The organism is Paenibacillus dakarensis (assembly GCF_001373415.1).
Lineage (GTDB): Bacteria > Bacillota > Bacilli > Paenibacillales > Paenibacillaceae > Paenibacillus_AQ > Paenibacillus_AQ dakarensis.
In genome coordinates, this window is record NZ_CDSE01000007.1 from 117,097 (window position 1) to 132,725 (window position 15,629).

14 protein-coding genes and 1 pseudogene are annotated in these 15,629 nt (G+C 42.3%); 13 read left to right on the forward strand and 2 right to left on the reverse strand.

Annotated elements, in window-relative coordinates; genetic code table 11:
* Positions 1-282: 282 nt before the first annotated feature.
* The 4 genes from BN1234_RS22655 (at position 283) to BN1234_RS01075 (ending at position 5,430) form a co-directional block, all read left to right on the forward strand.
* Entirely contained in the window at positions 283-3,273 is a 2,991-nt protein-coding gene (locus BN1234_RS22655) for a UvrD-helicase domain-containing protein (RefSeq protein WP_054954811.1), read from the forward strand.
* Positions 3,274-3,317: 44 nt separating this feature from the next.
* Positions 3,318-4,085 carry a hypothetical protein gene (locus BN1234_RS01065; RefSeq protein ID WP_054954812.1) on the forward strand — a complete coding sequence of 256 codons (768 nt, stop codon included), beginning with the start codon at positions 3,318-3,320 and terminating at the stop codon, positions 4,083-4,085.
* Between the two features lie 111 nt (positions 4,086-4,196).
* Entirely contained in the window at positions 4,197-4,382 is a 186-nt protein-coding gene (locus tag BN1234_RS22100; RefSeq protein ID WP_156337096.1) for a hypothetical protein, read from the forward strand.
* Between the two features lie 253 nt (positions 4,383-4,635).
* Entirely contained in the window at positions 4,636-5,430 is a 795-nt protein-coding gene (locus BN1234_RS01075) for a sensor domain-containing protein (protein WP_054954814.1), read from the forward strand.
* A 96-nt stretch (positions 5,431-5,526) separates the two neighbouring features.
* On the opposite strand, the gene BN1234_RS01080 is transcribed toward BN1234_RS01075, so the two are convergent.
* Together BN1234_RS01080 and BN1234_RS01085 are read right to left on the reverse strand one after the other, a co-directional pair.
* Entirely contained in the window at positions 5,527-6,477 is a 951-nt protein-coding gene (locus tag BN1234_RS01080; RefSeq protein WP_170307952.1) for an alpha/beta hydrolase, read from the reverse strand.
* A gap of 132 nt (positions 6,478-6,609) precedes the next feature.
* On the reverse strand, positions 6,610-7,539 hold the full coding sequence (locus BN1234_RS01085; RefSeq protein WP_054954951.1) for a poly(ethylene terephthalate) hydrolase family protein: 930 nt from the start codon (positions 7,537-7,539) through the stop codon (positions 6,610-6,612).
* A gap of 160 nt (positions 7,540-7,699) precedes the next feature.
* Here BN1234_RS01085 and BN1234_RS01090 point away from each other — a divergent pair, with 160 nt between their 5' ends.
* The 9 genes and pseudogenes from BN1234_RS01090 to BN1234_RS01125 all read left to right on the forward strand — a co-directional run bounded on the left by BN1234_RS01090 (position 7,700) and on the right by BN1234_RS01125 (position 15,518).
* Positions 7,700-8,230 (forward strand): TetR/AcrR family transcriptional regulator, encoded by a 531-nt coding sequence (locus BN1234_RS01090; RefSeq protein ID WP_054954816.1) that lies wholly within the window; start codon positions 7,700-7,702, stop codon positions 8,228-8,230.
* A 31-nt stretch (positions 8,231-8,261) separates the two neighbouring features.
* A complete protein-coding gene (locus BN1234_RS01095) occupies positions 8,262-8,810 on the forward strand; it encodes an RNA 2'-phosphotransferase (protein WP_054954817.1) in 549 nt (182 codons plus the stop codon).
* A gap of 43 nt (positions 8,811-8,853) precedes the next feature.
* Positions 8,854-9,019, forward strand: a pseudogene (locus BN1234_RS22660) (tRNA-binding protein); the annotation flags it as partial.
* Positions 9,020-9,102: 83 nt separating this feature from the next.
* Positions 9,103-9,498, forward strand: a complete 396-nt coding sequence (locus BN1234_RS22105) for a GH36 C-terminal domain-containing protein (protein WP_054954818.1) — start codon at positions 9,103-9,105, stop codon at positions 9,496-9,498.
* 357 nt (positions 9,499-9,855) lie between these two features.
* Positions 9,856-10,383, forward strand: coding sequence for a DUF4352 domain-containing protein (locus tag BN1234_RS01105; RefSeq protein WP_170307953.1), 528 nt, complete (start codon positions 9,856-9,858; stop codon positions 10,381-10,383).
* Positions 10,384-10,518: 135 nt separating this feature from the next.
* The gene (locus BN1234_RS01110) at positions 10,519-11,115 is read left to right on the forward strand and encodes a YjgB family protein (RefSeq protein ID WP_054954820.1); all 597 of its coding nucleotides are present in this window, start codon (positions 10,519-10,521) and stop codon (positions 11,113-11,115) included.
* Between the two features lie 181 nt (positions 11,116-11,296).
* Positions 11,297-11,671 (forward strand): PH domain-containing protein, encoded by a 375-nt coding sequence (locus tag BN1234_RS01115; protein ID WP_054954952.1) that lies wholly within the window; start codon positions 11,297-11,299, stop codon positions 11,669-11,671.
* A 967-nt stretch (positions 11,672-12,638) separates the two neighbouring features.
* Positions 12,639-14,228: a restriction endonuclease gene (locus BN1234_RS01120; RefSeq protein ID WP_054954821.1), complete on the forward strand. Its 1,590-nt coding sequence runs from the start codon at positions 12,639-12,641 to the stop codon at positions 14,226-14,228.
* A gap of 303 nt (positions 14,229-14,531) precedes the next feature.
* Positions 14,532-15,518, forward strand: coding sequence for a LacI family DNA-binding transcriptional regulator (locus tag BN1234_RS01125; RefSeq protein ID WP_281177636.1), 987 nt, complete (start codon positions 14,532-14,534; stop codon positions 15,516-15,518).
* Positions 15,519-15,629 lie beyond the last annotated feature (111 nt).

Consider the following 15,629-nt stretch of genomic DNA (forward strand, 5'->3'; position numbering starts at 1 on the left):
GTCTTTATTGTTTGGATTACTAGAAAGGGCTTGCGGCCGCATTTCGCCTTCAATCCGCATTATAAATTCTTCGGCGTCACTGTAGCCCATTAGGAAGACCGTCTGAAAAGGCGGTCTTTTTGCATTTCTTACGGCTATTATTAGAAATTCCCACAGTCCATTAGGCCATATCATGTCTCTTAACAATCAATTAAAGAGATTTCCTCTTTGCATAGTCCCCTACAACAAATTATGATAGGGAGAATAGAGAGGTATAAATTACATTAGGGTGTGGGACAGACGATGTTAATAACGAAAGATTTTCTTAAAGATATTCCCCCGGAGAAAAAAAGCTTTGTTCTTGGCAAGATGGAAGCATTCAATCATGCTCTAATGGACTGCTTTAGGATGAATAATCTGCCTCACGGGTTTTGGGTGCGAAAGGTAGTTGGAACAGACATATACAAATTCAGGGTCAATAATGGGGATCGTGTGCTGTTCACTCTAAAGGAAGAGCGCGGTGAGAAAAACATCCTTTTCCTTCGCTACTGCAATCATGATGAGCAAATCCGGAGGGCGAAGGTTCAAAACCGGACCCTCGGTTCCATTCAAATAGCGGATTTTGATCCCGTCATTGCGGATTATGAGGAAAATGAGCTTGATGCTGAATTGACAAGTGAATACGATGAATACGCAAAAAAGCATGCCTACCTCAGCCTGTCACAGTTAGCCTCCATTGTACTGGAGGATGAATATATCGCGTTATTGCTGGATGAAGACAACGATGACTATCTGTATTACCTGAACGACGATCAATACGACTGCCTGAAAGTGTTGGATAAGCCTTTGCTGGTCAGCGGCAGCGCAGGAAGCGGAAAGTCGATGATCGGCATCAGGAAGCTTTTGCTTAATCAACTGGCCGGGATCCGAACCGCATATGTAACGAACTCGAATATTTTGAAGGAGCATATGTCATCGCTTTTTGATAAATTTAAAGATTCGAACACGACGGAAGATGTCGTGGATTTTACCACGTTGAATGAATATTGCCTCAGCCGATTGAGCCTTTCTCCCAAGCAGGTCGTTCAATATGCGGATTTTGAAAAGTGGTACAGAAGCGCCAGCCGGTTGGAGAAGCGAAAGCCTTTGGACGTTCTTATGGTATGGTTTGAAATTTCCAGTGTGATCAAAGGAAGCAATGAATCACTTGTTGAACCATCAGGATTTCTGAAGGAAACGGTGTACTTGGCAAAAAGCAAGCTTGCTCTTACGACGGCGGAGAAAAGCCGAATTTACCATATCGCCAAGCGTTATCATCAGTGGCTCGAGAAAAACCAGCTCGTTGACGAGAATGATCTGGCCAGAATGTGCCTTGAACAGCGGCAGACACAGCCTGCAGACTTGGCTTATGATTTTGTCGTCATGGATGAGGTTCAGGACATGAGCGAGGTCCAATTTGCGCTGCTTATAACATTGGCTAAACGTAAAGAGCATTATATGGTGCTTGGCGACGTTAATCAGAATATACATATCGGCTGGACGGCGATTAACCACCTGAAAAGCCTCTTTTTTCAAAGCTGCGGGGAATTCGAAGAGCGTAATCTGATTAAAAATTACCGGAATAGCTCTGAAATTGTTGAGTTGGTCAACAAATTGTCTGATTTACGCGAGCAGCATATTGGGCGGAACGCGTACGATATACGGGAATCTTTTATCCGAACGGGAAACCGTCCATTACTTGTCCAATATTCGCAAGAGGACCGGAAGCGTCTTTTTGAACAAATGAATGAAAGAGATTATTGCGCCATTGTCGTTGCGCACGCGGATGAGAGGGACAAGCTGCAGCTGGAAGGATATCCGACAGACCGGATTTTTACGATACATGAAATCAAGGGACTTGAATATAAAACGGTGCTGTTGGTTAATGTCATGTCAGCCTATGCCGGCTATTGGGAAACCATTTTAAACGGATGCGCAAAGGGAAATGATTTTTATCGGTTCTTCTTCAATCTCGTTTATGTCGCTGCAACACGTGCCAGAGATCAGTTATGTATCGTTGAGGATAACTCATTTAACTCACTTCTTCAGGAACTGCAGCCTTACCTGGAAACGGTGAGCCGATTTGATCTTGCTCAATTGCAGCTGGAGAGTGAAACAACGATTCAGTCGTGGAAGAAGGAAGCACAGCGATTGGAGAAAGCCGAGCTATATAAAAAGGCGCTTGATATTTACCATCGGCTTGGGGACCACGAAGGGGAAGAACGCTGCCAAAATCATCTTAAGGCTCTATCTGTTCATTATTGGGACGACATGCTGGGGGTAAGAAACGAAACAGCGATTCGTATTGAAAGAGAGAATGGAGCGCTTAGCTCTAATGATGTTTATCAGGCGCTGATTCACTTCAGCTTGAGACACAGCATTTCTTTTGACGTAAATGAACGGATTCACGTAGTTGTACAGAGTAAAGACGGAACCAGCGGGCAAACGGCTGATATCAAGATGATGAACAAAGGAGACATCCTGCAAGAGTGCTCCAGTGCTGCTTACGAAATGATGGCTCTTCAAGGTATGAAAAATAACAAAGTAACCATCCATACCAAGCTGATCTCTGAAGGGCGAAATGTCTTAATCACAGATCTCGAAGGTACCGGATATGACACTGTAATTATGGAGTATACACGAAAAGGACTGACCTTCCAGTATACGAATACAAAAGAACAATCGATCAATCGAATGCTGGATGAGATGCTTCCTGATGCTTTTGAGTCTTTTCAGAAAAATGAGACCTTGCACAATGAGGCTTTGATGCGAAAACATTTGCATAAAGCTAATGATCTTTCAGATTCCGGGCATTATGCCTTGGCGATAGAGGAATATGAGACAGCCTTTACGCTAACCCATCCGAATAATAGTGAAATGCTGTCAGCGATCTCGAGCTCGATAGGATATTGCTTTTTGCAGAAAGAGGATTATAGAAATGCTGAGCTTTATTTAAAAAAGGCGGTTTCCTGGAAGGCGCCTACTATTTTTGAAGCTTATAATAGCTTGGGCGTGATCAAGCTGAGACAGGGGGAGTTCCCGGAAGCCGCTGCATTTTTCCGAAAAGCGATTGCTTGTCATCCTGCTTATCAAGTGGCCAAAAGCAATTTGCAATTAGCCATGAGTATGATGCGGGAAGAGGAGAGAGAATCTCAACATTGGCGGTCTCTCCCCGCTATGAATGGGAAATCCGCTGGCCGCAATGACCCTTGCCCTTGTGGAAGCGGAAAGAAGTATAAGAAATGCTGCATGTGATCATAGCCGTTGTAATAGGGATTTAAGGAGGGGCGCATGGAATCATGAAGCAGCGGAATAGAAAGTCCAAAAAGAAGAAGTCAGTCAGTTGGGGGCTGGTATTATTCGAAGTCATTGGTTGGATTATTCTTGCTGGAATGCTTGCAGGCATTTACGACACCAGCAGAATGATATCCATGATCCTGAATGCTAAGCCAATCACGCAGCTTTCGGCAGATACGACAGGAATCATAAGACTAGAGGGTCCCGCTTCCAGTCCAATAGAGGTAACGGAGCAAGGCATATTGAGGAAGGGCTATGCTTTGATACAGAAGGAACCATTTTACTGGAGATGCAGCCGGGGCTGTGATTATAAACCCAATAATGGCGCCAATCCGCAGGTATGGGGAAGCATAAGCGTGTTAGGTGTTGAAGTTCAAGCAGACCGGTACCGGTTCTATAAGAGCTGGTTACCACTGAATCGTTTGACGATAGAAACAGATCATTTGCTGAGTATCTATGAAGGGGGAACAACTCGGCCGCTCCTGGTGGAGGAGCAGGATAGTACGGCGCATGGATATCATACGGTTTCCCTAGGAGAAAAGATCACGGTCATCGGGAATGCGGTTCATGGTCGGATAGAGCCTATAAAGATTGCAAATAACGAGATGCCCGCTGTACTTATTGGGGACAATATAAAGCAAATGGTTACAAAAGAGAAGAAAGAGCGAACCGCTTATACCCTCATCGGGATTCTCGTAGTACTGCTATTGTCGCCACTGATGATCGGAAGGATCCGGCGATTTCTTGGAAGGGAAGAGCGAAGAGGTTAAGGATGCGCAGCCCTATAAGGTAAGATATCTCGATAACCCACAGTATCTTGATGAAAGTCTCTATGAAGGGGACACTCCCGGCAAACAGATACTGAAGAATATGTAAAGAATATGAAGATAACGTATTTATCTGATCCGCATTTTTATGATGGTTCTTTGGCGGGTCATGCTGATATGAAGGTATTTCCTAAAGTAGAATCCTACCATCCCAATACCGACATGGCTTCTTATGGGAGGTCGCTATATCTAATGTTTAAGGAAGACGGCCAGTGGAAGATTGGTGAGGAAAAGGATTGACCTGGCTATGCCCAGTAAGACACATACTTCATATGCAGGATTCCATATATACCAAAAGACACCCAAGGGTGTTTTTTTTTTTTTTTTTGGTGTATTAGTTTTATGCAAGAAAAAACCCCGTATCACCAGAATCATCCCTAGTCTAAAGTCCAGCATTAGATACCTCCCAAGACGGTTATGTCAGATGATTAAGGCGGATATAATGGATTTATTAATCAGAGCGTGACTTATAAAGATAAAGGAGTGTTTGAATATGAAGACAGCAGAATCGTCTGCAGCGGCGCAGACAGGGAGGGTGAATTGGGTGCTGTTTAATCCCAAAACCTATGCAACGATCCTCTATTTATTGTTATCCCTCCCGTTAGGGATTATTTATTTCACCATAGCGATAACGGGACTTGCTTTATCAATCGGTCTAACTCCCCTATTTATCGGAATACCGATGTTTTTTGGAGTAGCGAAGCTGCTTGGCGGGATGGTGAATTTTGAACAAAACATCATTAGACAAATTTTAGGCTTGCCTGCTCCTGTATCGTATACCAACCATCGACAATCTGAAGCCGGGCAGAGCTGGCTGAAGCAAATGTTCGCGGGGTTTGACGGAGGGCTATTCATTCGAAACCTGCTGCTCGTATTCCAAAGATTTGTAACAGGCATTGTATTCTTTATCATTATGGTAACGGCGCTTTCACTGGGACTCGGATTTATTGCTCTTCCAGTCGTGCATATTATTCTGATGAATGAATTGCAGATAGATATTCTAGAGAATAGCCTGTTTAGCTATTTTCATATCGATTGGACATATAATCAGCAATATCTGCTGTATTTGGGAGTAGGCCTTGTACTATTCTGGGCTGCGCTTCGCGTTGTGAATGGGCTCATGCAAATTCAGCGCAGAATCCTGTACGTGGATGAGCCATATCAGCAGCTGTCAGTGCCGGTGGAAACACAAATGCATAAGGCGGCTCAGCCGGAATATGAATATTATGACTATAAAGAAGATCAGCCTGCTCAAGGGATGATGCGGCCGGCCTACAGAGAGCTTTAGAAGCTCTCTTTTTTTTAGAAAATCCACGATGTGATGCATGATTTATTGGGACATTCTCTTCGTTTTTTATTTTGAGTGATATAACAGTTATTGTTATCAGTCAAAATATTCCTCGCAATATTCCAATGACTTATCCAGGAACTCTTGCAGCTTGTCTAAATCGCTATACAACCCATGATTGGAATTAGGAAACGCAATGTAGTCATAGGTAACGCCGTGTGAATCCAAAGCATCCATCAGCAGAAATTTGAGCTGCGCAGGGACACAATGGTCTTTTAATCCGTATCCAATTAAAAACGGAACAGTATCATCTGTAATCATCCTTGCCGGGGAGATTTCGTCGATATACTTGCTATATTCCCCAGACTCCATCATAGCGTCAGTAATGGGGTAGCCGGTCATCATCGTTGCAAATTCTGCATCCGTTTCTAGTTTATCCACCTTTTTGAGCAAATCCCACTCGCTAGGTTCAAAATCAGCAGGCGCGGCAAGCTGAAACACAAACTTCACCGGGATTGCTGACTGAGATGGGCTCATCAGGGCGTAATTCATCGCCAAAGTACCTCCGGCAGATACACCGCTGGTTGCCATACCGCCGAGATCAAATCCCAGTTCTCTGCATTTTGCGTAAATGGCATCCACAGCGTTTTTTATTTCACTGTTCATAATAGAAAGGGATGCGTCAAGTCCCTTTGTCTGCAAGGTGTAATCCAGTGTCGCCGTAATGTACCCCTTATCGGCATAATATTTGCAAAAGGAGGCCATGTCCTCTTTTGAACCGGAATTAAAACTGCCCCCGTGAATGAACAAAATTAGATACTGGGTTTTCTCAGGTTCTAAACTGTTTGGTATATATAGGTCAAGCTGATGCCCGTTCTCATTTTGATAGTCCAGATTGGTGTATGTTCTTCCAACAGTATCATTCCATTCGACTTCCAACAGTTTTTGCGGCAAGGCGCCATAATAACCGGCAGTCAGAACGGCACTTAGAACAAATACCACTAAAAACAGAACTGCGTATGCCATAATCTTTCGTTTTCTGTTCATTTCTGCTTTCCTCATATCAGATTGTCTAAGAGGAGCTTCCCGCTGATTCCTCCGAGAATTGCCGCCACAACTATGATCGCAGCGACTACACCTATTTTTATCATAGTCTCTTTGCTCATAAAGCCGTTCTCCTTATCTGTTTTTCTCTATATCCTGATAATAGCGATTGGAGAGAATTTCAGCGTTCTCCCCGGCAAAGGCTTGTGCTGCTTCCTCGTCATCTTGTAATTGCCACATAAAGAAGGCGGTCATATAGCCATCGACAAAGTACAGCATATCGCCGTGGTCACCATCATTTCTGCGGAACATCAGCTTTGCTGTGGAATCGGGGATGCTGTTGTATATTTTCTGCAGGCCATTGAGCGGACTAATCGTGCTGCTATCCGTATTTCCGGTTGCAGCAAGTAATAAGGTTGGTACAGTTAGTTTACTTGCATCATAATCCCATTCGATCGCCGCTGCCAAATCCGGCCAGGTAGGACTTGCTGCAAAGACAGCTTTAATCATCGAAGCATGTTTGATGTCCGTCGCAGCATTGATAGCCCCGACGCCGCCCTGGGAATGCCCGGAAACGCCGATGCGCTCTAAATCCACTTTGCCAAAGAAGGGGTTGCTTTCCCAGTTCGCAAGCTGCGCCTGCCCGTTCATCTTCATTGCAAACCGTAGACTCATTTCGGCGGAAAATCCATTCCAGGAGTATTCCTCCTCCGTAGCCATAACGATAAAGCCCCACGAGGCTAAATGCTCCAGCACCATCGTATATTTAGAGGCTTTTACACCTGTACCGTTGCAAAAAATAACAACGGGATATTTTTCATTTTTAGTTTCAAGAGCGGAAGGATACCATATCTCATATTTCTTGTATGGCTGCAGTACGCTTGCTTCTTTATAAGAAACTTCATATGCACCGTTTTGCAAATATTTTGCTTCTATTTCTCCACCGGTCTGCACCGTCTGCGTGTAAGTTTTCGGAACAGCTGGTCGGGATGACAGCCACAGACACCCGCCAATCAGGGCGGCGGCAAGACACAGAATCACAATCACAATAATTTTCGTATTCATTCTTTTTCTCTCTTTCATTCGTACCTCTTGATGTATATAAAATTTGAATGTATATTAGCGATGGAACGAAAGTTCCAAAGCAATAATAATTTTACTGAAAAACTTCGATGAATCAAGTGATTAACTGCGATTGGAACGAAAGGGGGCAAAGCGTTCCACGATGAAAAAATACACAGAAGAAGGCAGCGATTATATACGAGCGGTCATCGGCGGGGCGGTATTCGCATTGCTTGAAAACACCAATTATGATGCTATCAAGGTGGTGGATATCTATCGAAAAGCAGCTGTGGGCAAGACTACTTTTTATCGCTATTTTGGAAACAAAGACGGCAAAAAAGACGCAATGTTTTTCAACTTAAAAGAAGGATTTCTGGAATTTTGCAGAAATCACCCCGAACTTGAACAGATAGATGATCGTTTCGGCGGCTACATCTGGGAAGAAAAAGAAAAAATGAAACTGCTCAGTCGGGAAAACTGTATGGATGTACTGGACAAGCTGATTTTATCCGTTTACGGACCAAAGGACGATCAAAATGACAACATTTATTTTCACTATATGGGCGCGGGGCTCTGGATGGGACTCATTCGAGCCGTAATCCAAAATGACTTTTGTGATGAGCCACAAGTTATCCGTGAAAAATTAGCGATTGGGTTTACGCAGCTATTTCAAAATCAGACACCGCATAATTAAAAGCCATATTTTTAGGAAAAGGAGGTTAATGATGCTGACATCCAAACAAGAAGAAAGTTTAAGTGAATTTATGAGTAAAAATCTTAGGCATACTCCTGAGCAATATGGAGTTGAGTTAGATCATGAAGGATTCTGCCATATTCATGACCTGATTAAAGGGATTAAATCGGAGAATAAATGGTCTGAAATTGCTGATTCCGATATCCTTCAGGTTGTAGAGAATTGTCCCAAGCAAAGATACGAGATCATCAATGGATACATAAGAGCCAATTATGGTCATAGTGCAGGCAGGCTCGAATATAAAGAATCCACTCCGCCGGCAGTGCTCTATCACGGCACAAACACTAAGGTCGTCGACAAGATTCTGCTCGAAGGAATCAAACCCATGGGAAGAAAATACGTTCATTTATCTGAGGGCCTGGAGTTTGCAACTTTAGCTGGCAAAAGACGCGGTGAGCTGGTTATCCTCAACGTGGATACTGTAGAATCAGCAGCCAACCATGTTAAGTTCTATGTTGCCAAGCATGGTGTTTGGCTTGCTGACTATGTGCCTCCACAGTATTTATCCGTAAAAAGGTGAGCGTATATGTCTAACAACAAACGACGCGCATACCGGGATTTATATGGCAAATATTGAGGATTTTTTTAAATTAGATATTCCTGTCGGCACGATCATCAACGCCACACCTTTTCCTGAAGCAAAAAACCTGCTATAAAACTAGAAATCAATTTTGGAGAAGAGATCGGGTTTAACATTCCTCAGCTCAAATTACACGCCATGGGCGCCCATGTATCCGCAGTGCCGAAACATCAGGTAGGATGGGTGACCCACTCAAGATGAGAGGTGATGTGACCATGTCGGGTAATTTCTGTTGCGAAATGGACCTGACCCGGTTCAGCGAAAAGAAAAGGAGCTGGCAAAAGAGCAAGTCCGGCGTTATAAAGAAATCCGCGGATTGGTGCAGCAAGGAGAGCTATATCGCCTGGTCAGCCCATTCGCCGGTCACGAAGCCGCCTGGATGTTCGTGTCTGATGATCGGAGCGAAGCGCTTGTAATCTACTTCAAGGTCCTGGCAGAGCCGAATGCGCCGCAGCGCAAACTGCAGCTGAAAGGCTTGAATCCTGCATTAAGTTATCAGGCTGAAGATAGCGGGCTTGTCCTGAATGGAGACCGGCTGATGGAGATCGTACTTACGATTTCAACAGAGCTTGGTGATCATTATAGCTATTCCGTTCACCTGAAAGCTGTCAACAGTCCTTCAACCTAGGTTGGATAGACAAACTAAGGCCCGTAAGATGAATACTTTTTAAGTGCCGTCTTACGGGTCCTTTGTTTATTGTGAGCGGCTGCGAGCAGAAGAGATGTCATACAACATCTTTTCTGCTCTTTTATTTCATATATAAATTCATAAGTATTGTAGGGGGAAATCTAATATGATACGATCCGTAAGATACTGTTCAAAACTATTAAATTCTTGTAACAGTGATTAAACGCGCAAATTATAATCGGAGGATGGTGAACTGCTGCTTACATACACAGTTTTTTTTATTTTCTTTTACATATAATGATTACTATTTCTACAGGAGTTGACAGACGTTATGAAAAAATGATGATTTTTACGTGCATGATTGTAATTGTGATATTGGCAGGATGCGGTTCAAAATCGGGTGATAAAGCAGCGGGTCCTGCAACCATGAAGACGGAAGGGAAAATATATGAGCAGGATTTTGGATCAAAATTCGAATATTATAGAACAAATGCAGTAAACAAGGTTACCTCCAGGGTCGCAATTACGCTAAGTGCACCAGAGGTGGTAAAAGAAAGAACTGATGAAGAAGCTAAGAATAGCGATACAGATTATGTAAAAGTTTTTGTGAAGGCAGAGAATGTAGGAGATGGAAATTCAACGGATATGGCTATTCGTTGGTCAAGCTTTAAAGCTTACGATGCCAACGGTAAAGAGATATCTACGTTTAGTTATACAGAAGGGTATTTGGAAGACGAATTTGAGCCCGTAGAACTGCGTCCTGGCGGGAAAAATGAAGGATTTATGTATATCCCAATTTTAGAAGGAGAAATACCTGCCGAAATCATTTATTTTGATTCTACTCTTAAAGGGGCATATACGAATCAATTCGTTTTTAAATTATAGTACGCTGTTTCATATCCTTTTATTATTTCGTAACCCCAAACGCTCCGTCCTTGCGCTATAATGTATGAACATATGGAAATGTTTAGGATAAACAAAATGTGGTAAATACATGCTACAAGGAGGAGTAGATCTGTTATGAAGAAAATCATAAATTCCAAAAAAATACTGCTGGCAACCGCCATGGCCGCCGTCGTCGGGTTGGGCTCTATCGGAGCGGAGCAAGCGATATTACCGGGCCACCAGGTGAATGCCGCGCCTGCAAGCGTAAGCGATAAGGATGTTCCAACACCATTGAAAGCGTTGAGAAGCTTTTATAAGCCTGCCTTAAAAGGCCAATTCCCGGGAGCGGTGAGCGGACTCACGGTCGGTAAAAGCACCAGACAGGATGTCATCCAAAAGCTCGGAAAACCTTCGCAGCCGCGTAAAACGACAAGCTCGTTTGACGTTTATGGCGCGCATATGGGGAATCCCGGATATGCTATCTCTTACAATAAGTCAAACAAAATCCAGGAAATGCGCTACTACGGGACGAATGTGGAACGTCACACCAATATCGGGGGCATTACGATGAGATTGGTCAAGCAGAACTGGTACGCCCCTAACTCCGTGAGCAATTTTAAGAACGGAAAAAAAACACAAACCAAGCTAACCTATAACCGCGGTGAGTATAAAATTGAATTCATCTTCAATAGCAGTACCGATCTGGATCACATCAACCTGTTGAAAAGATAATACCGAGTATAGTACCCAGTGCTTTTTGGTGCTGGGTTTCTTGTTTTTAGAGAGTTTTAGAACCAGGTAAACTAGAAATTTCGAAAAATATCCCCAATCCCCTCCGTGCAGCTCCATCAAGATATGTTACTCTAATGCCATCCCCGGCAGGGGAGATAAAATGAGTTTGGAGGTTATCAAAATGGCAGAAACGCAGGATATTTTGGAGTGGACGCTGATAGCGGAGTGCCCCATTCCGCAAGATGTGACCCCACTGCTTGTTCCCGGGGAAGTGCCGGTCGCGGCTTACAAAACTCTTCGAGACAGTGCAATCTTCACCAATAAACGATTGATCGTCAGGGATGCGCAAGGCATTACGGGGAGAAAAGTAGAGATTTACTCTTTACCTTACTCGTCCATCAACATGTGGTCTACAGAGAACGCAGGAAGACTTTTGGATACGAGCGCAGAAGTTGAAATGTGGACGCGTGCAGGTCAAATTAAAGTTAAACTGCAAAGAGGGGTCGATATCCGAAAGTTTGATATGCTGATTGCCAATGCACTTTTGAGGGATTGAGCCCAAATCTTAATACGGCGAATTGAAATTTTGCGTAATGACAGTTCGCCTCATCCAAGAACCCGCTCATTGAGCGGGTTCCTTACATTTGAACTTGAAATGATTTTTCAATCAAAACCTAACGTTTGTTGACTATAGTATCAAGAGTTTCTCGTCTAGATAAAAGCATTTTAATTACATTAAGATAAATGTATAAAGAACAAGAGTGCGAACGCGTTGGCGTAAGCAGGTAGCGGAGCTGACAAATTTGGACTGCCGACGATCGTATGGTACATACTTTTTTGTTTTTACCGATGTTATATAACCCTGCCTTGAATGGCCAATTCCCCGGGTCGGTGAGAGAGCTCAGCTTGTAAAAGAACCAACTTGCCTGTATTCCCATTTTTCCATGCCCGAGCTATCGATCCAGAAATGACACAAGCAACACCGGAACGAGCCACATTGATTATTGTCTTGTTATGAAGGAGTCCCTAGACAATCGATATTAGAACCATTTGAACTTGATCCTAAAAGGCAGTTCTTACCGAAGTGCACTGCACCTCATGAATCATGCTGGTGAAAATGAGCCGTGCTGGCTTAAAAAGCTAGCGGAGTAACAGGTGCTGGCATTGAGGTTTTCATATTGTATTGAAACAAGGTCTTATGAGTTGTTAGCTTCATGTTTAGTAGATAGTTTTATTAACATCTTTTCTAGCTAATTATAACGTTTCACGTACTGGTTAATTGTAAAAGTATATAAATTTCACAACCGTTTGTACCAATCAATATAATTATTTCATTTTGGATTCTTTTTTAGTTAAATACCTAGTTGATGCATATCTAAGAGTCTAAGTAACTAGTTCTAAAGTTCCATACCGCCTAGAAATTTAATCCTTATTAGGTATAATAGTACATAGATAAATGATGGATTTGAAATAATAAATATACATTTTCAAGAAAATTAATTAATGGAAAAGGGGAGATTGTGTTGGCGAGAAGAAGTGGTCTTATAGCTACAATTGCGAGAGAAGCCGCAAGGCAGGCAAGAATAAATGAGTCGGAGAGAAAACGATATGAACGTGAACAAATTAGAATTGCAAAAGAGCTGCAAAGACAACAGATTCAGAATGAAAAGGAAGCCAAATTACGTTATATAGAAAGCAGATTAGAGGAAACAGATGATTTGAATAATGAACTCGCTGAGAAATTAGAGGGATTATACGGTATATTAGATCACACCTTACAGGTGGATGATATGGTTTCATTTTCTTCATTGAAAATTAATGAAAAGTTTAAAGATTTTAATGTACCTATTAATATTTCTAATCCGTTAGCTAGACCCCAGTTAGATGATTATATCAGTAAGATAAAGCCACCAAATCTTTTTACAAAGTTAATACCTGGCTCGGAAAAGAAATATCAAAGAGATCTTAAAGAAGCAAAACAACAATTTGAGACTGATTTTGTTCTGTACGAAGAAAAAGAAAATGAAAGATTAGTTATATTGGACAAGTTAAAGGCAGAATATGATCATGAAAAGTCTATGTTTGAGTTAAAAGTTAGAGATAGAAATCTAGAGATTGATGAATTTGAGGAGAGTTATCGAAAAGGTGAAAGTGAAGCAGTTATAGCATATAACACCATGGTGCTTGAACGTTCTGAATATCCAACCGGATTCCCTCAAATTTTCCGACTAGCATATATACCAGATTCAAGAGAATTAGTAATTGATTACGAACTTCCAAATAAAGATATTGTGCCAACAGTAATGGAATATAAGTATGTAAAGACAAAAGATGAGATAAGTGAAAAGTCTAGAAAAATTCAAGATATTAAGAATATTTATTCAGACGTTGTAGCGGGTTTAACTCTTCGAACCATTCACGAGGTATTAGAGGCTGATCAGGGAAATGTTATTGATGTTGTAGTTTTAAGTGCTTATGTGCATTCGATAGATCCTGCTACGGGAAAAGATATCACTCCATACCTCATTTCAATTCGTGTTACGAAGGAAAAATTTGAGGAACTTGACTTGAATCGTGTGGAAAAATCAGTATGTTTGCGAAACCTAGGAGCTCAGGTGTCCCCTCGACCTGCTGAACTACAAGCTGTAAAACCAGTTGTGGAGTTTGATATGGTTGATAAACGCTTTGTTGATCATGAAGATATGCTCGGAACATTGCAAGATCTCCCCAATTTAATGGAGCTGACTCCATATGAGTTTGAAATGTTAGTTACAGATTTATTCGCGAGAATGGGATTAGATGCAAAATTAACTCGTTCATCAAAAGATGGTGGTGTTGATTGTGTTGCCTTCGATACCAGACCTATTGTAGGTGGTAAAGTAGTAATACAGGCAAAACGTTATAAAAACACTGTAGGTGTTTCAGCTGTAAGGGATTTGTATGGGACAATGTTAAATGAGGGTGCAAATAAAGGGATTTTAGTCACAACAAAAAGCTATGGTCCAGATGCCTACGATTTTGCAAAGGATAAGCCTATTGAGTTGATAGATGGTGGAGGGTTGCTCTACCTATTGGAACAGAATGGAATTAGAGCGAGGATTCTTTTTGAATAATCAATTATGAAGAGAACCTAAACAATACGAAAACCCGCTCAATTGGCGGGTTTTCGCATTATTAATGGGACGAAGTTAAAACATACAGCCCTAGCTTCGTTTAATTGTGAATTGCCTCTTCATGATTCGCTCGCCTCCATACATACCATCAAAAAATCGACCTTGATTAAACTAAAAAAAGAAGGGGCTATTAAAAACATTCTTGACTAGTCAAAGAAGCGGGTGTACTATTGTGGTATCGATTTCATAAAGTAATGTAATCTCAACTTAAGTGACAAAGTGAGGTGAATTATTATAGCGAACATATCAGATGTAGCGAAATTGGCTGGTCTTTCGGTCAGCACGGTTTCTAGAGTCATCAATAATCACAAATATGTGTCTGAAGATAAACGAGAGGCTATTCTGAAGGCTATGAAGGAGCTGAATTATCAGCCCAGCACGGCTGCTCGCCAATTAAGAGGTCAAAGCTCCCAGATTATCGGTATTATTGTACCGCGTATAACCAATCCCTTCTTCTCCTACTTGGTGGATGAGATTCAACGGATTGCTTATCAAAACGATTTTCAGATAATGATCTTCCAGAGCAACGAGGATAAAGCGAAGGAAGCATCCTTTCTGGAATTGCTTGTGAAGAAGCAGATTGATGGAATCATTATGTGTGCCATTGAGAATGATCAGGATTTTGTGGAATCGTTTACGAGGTATGGACCGATCATTCTTTGTAATGAGAGCTTTGAGAGCAGCAGTATTCCAACGATTATATTGGACCAGATGAATGGTGCGTATATGGGGATTAAATACCTGCTGGATAAAGGCTGCCGCAAGATTGCGTATTGCACGGGCGGACTATTCGATGAGAATGGCAAAGACAAGAGCAGAAATTCAGGCTTTCATAAAGCGATTACAGAATACGGGCTGAAGGTTAACCCGGAATGGATTTTTGTTGATCAGCATACGATCGATGACGGGAAGCAGATAGCCCGAAAGATCAGTGAAATGGGCGAGCATCGGCCGGATGCCGTGTTTACTGGAAGTGATGAAGTAGCTGCTGGCCTCATTGTTGAAGCGAAGAGGCTGGGAATTGCGATCCCGGAGGAGCTCTCCGTTATGGGGTTCGACGATCAGCCCTTGGCAGAATTAACGACGCCGGCGATCACCACCGTTAAACAGCCCATTCAGGAGCTTGGAAGGGAAACGGTTAACCTTATGCTTAGCATTTTGCAATCATCTAGATATGAGCCTGATAGAGAGAAATTGAAGATGACATTGGTTATTAGAGAATCTGCGTGAGCGAGAGTCCTTCATGAAAAGAATACATCGAGCAAGCAGATTCTTTTTTTTCTTCCCTGTGGTATCGATTTCAGATAACGTTTTCAAACATGCAATTTGTTACCCGCATCC

Excerpts from the sequence above, each read along its gene's own strand:
- BN1234_RS01105 (WP_170307953.1), top strand. The coding sequence starts at position 9,856 with ATGATTGTAATTGTGATATTGGCAGGATGCGGTTCAAAATCGGGTGAT.
- BN1234_RS22655 (WP_054954811.1), top strand. The coding sequence starts at position 283 with ATGTTAATAACGAAAGATTTTCTTAAAGATATTCCCCCGGAGAAAAAA.
- BN1234_RS01095 (WP_054954817.1), top strand. The coding sequence starts at position 8,262 with ATGCTGACATCCAAACAAGAAGAAAGTTTAAGTGAATTTATGAGTAAA.
- BN1234_RS01065 (WP_054954812.1), top strand. The coding sequence starts at position 3,318 with ATGAAGCAGCGGAATAGAAAGTCCAAAAAGAAGAAGTCAGTCAGTTGG.
- BN1234_RS01075 (WP_054954814.1), top strand. The coding sequence starts at position 4,636 with ATGAAGACAGCAGAATCGTCTGCAGCGGCGCAGACAGGGAGGGTGAAT.
- BN1234_RS01115 (WP_054954952.1), top strand. The coding sequence starts at position 11,297 with ATGGCAGAAACGCAGGATATTTTGGAGTGGACGCTGATAGCGGAGTGC.
- BN1234_RS22100 (WP_156337096.1), top strand. The coding sequence starts at position 4,197 with ATGAAGATAACGTATTTATCTGATCCGCATTTTTATGATGGTTCTTTG.
- BN1234_RS01080 (WP_170307952.1), bottom strand. The coding sequence starts at position 6,477 with ATGAACAGAAAACGAAAGATTATGGCATACGCAGTTCTGTTTTTAGTG.
- BN1234_RS01110 (WP_054954820.1), top strand. The coding sequence starts at position 10,519 with ATGAAGAAAATCATAAATTCCAAAAAAATACTGCTGGCAACCGCCATG.
- BN1234_RS01085 (WP_054954951.1), bottom strand. The coding sequence starts at position 7,539 with ATGAATACGAAAATTATTGTGATTGTGATTCTGTGTCTTGCCGCCGCC.
- BN1234_RS01090 (WP_054954816.1), top strand. The coding sequence starts at position 7,700 with ATGAAAAAATACACAGAAGAAGGCAGCGATTATATACGAGCGGTCATC.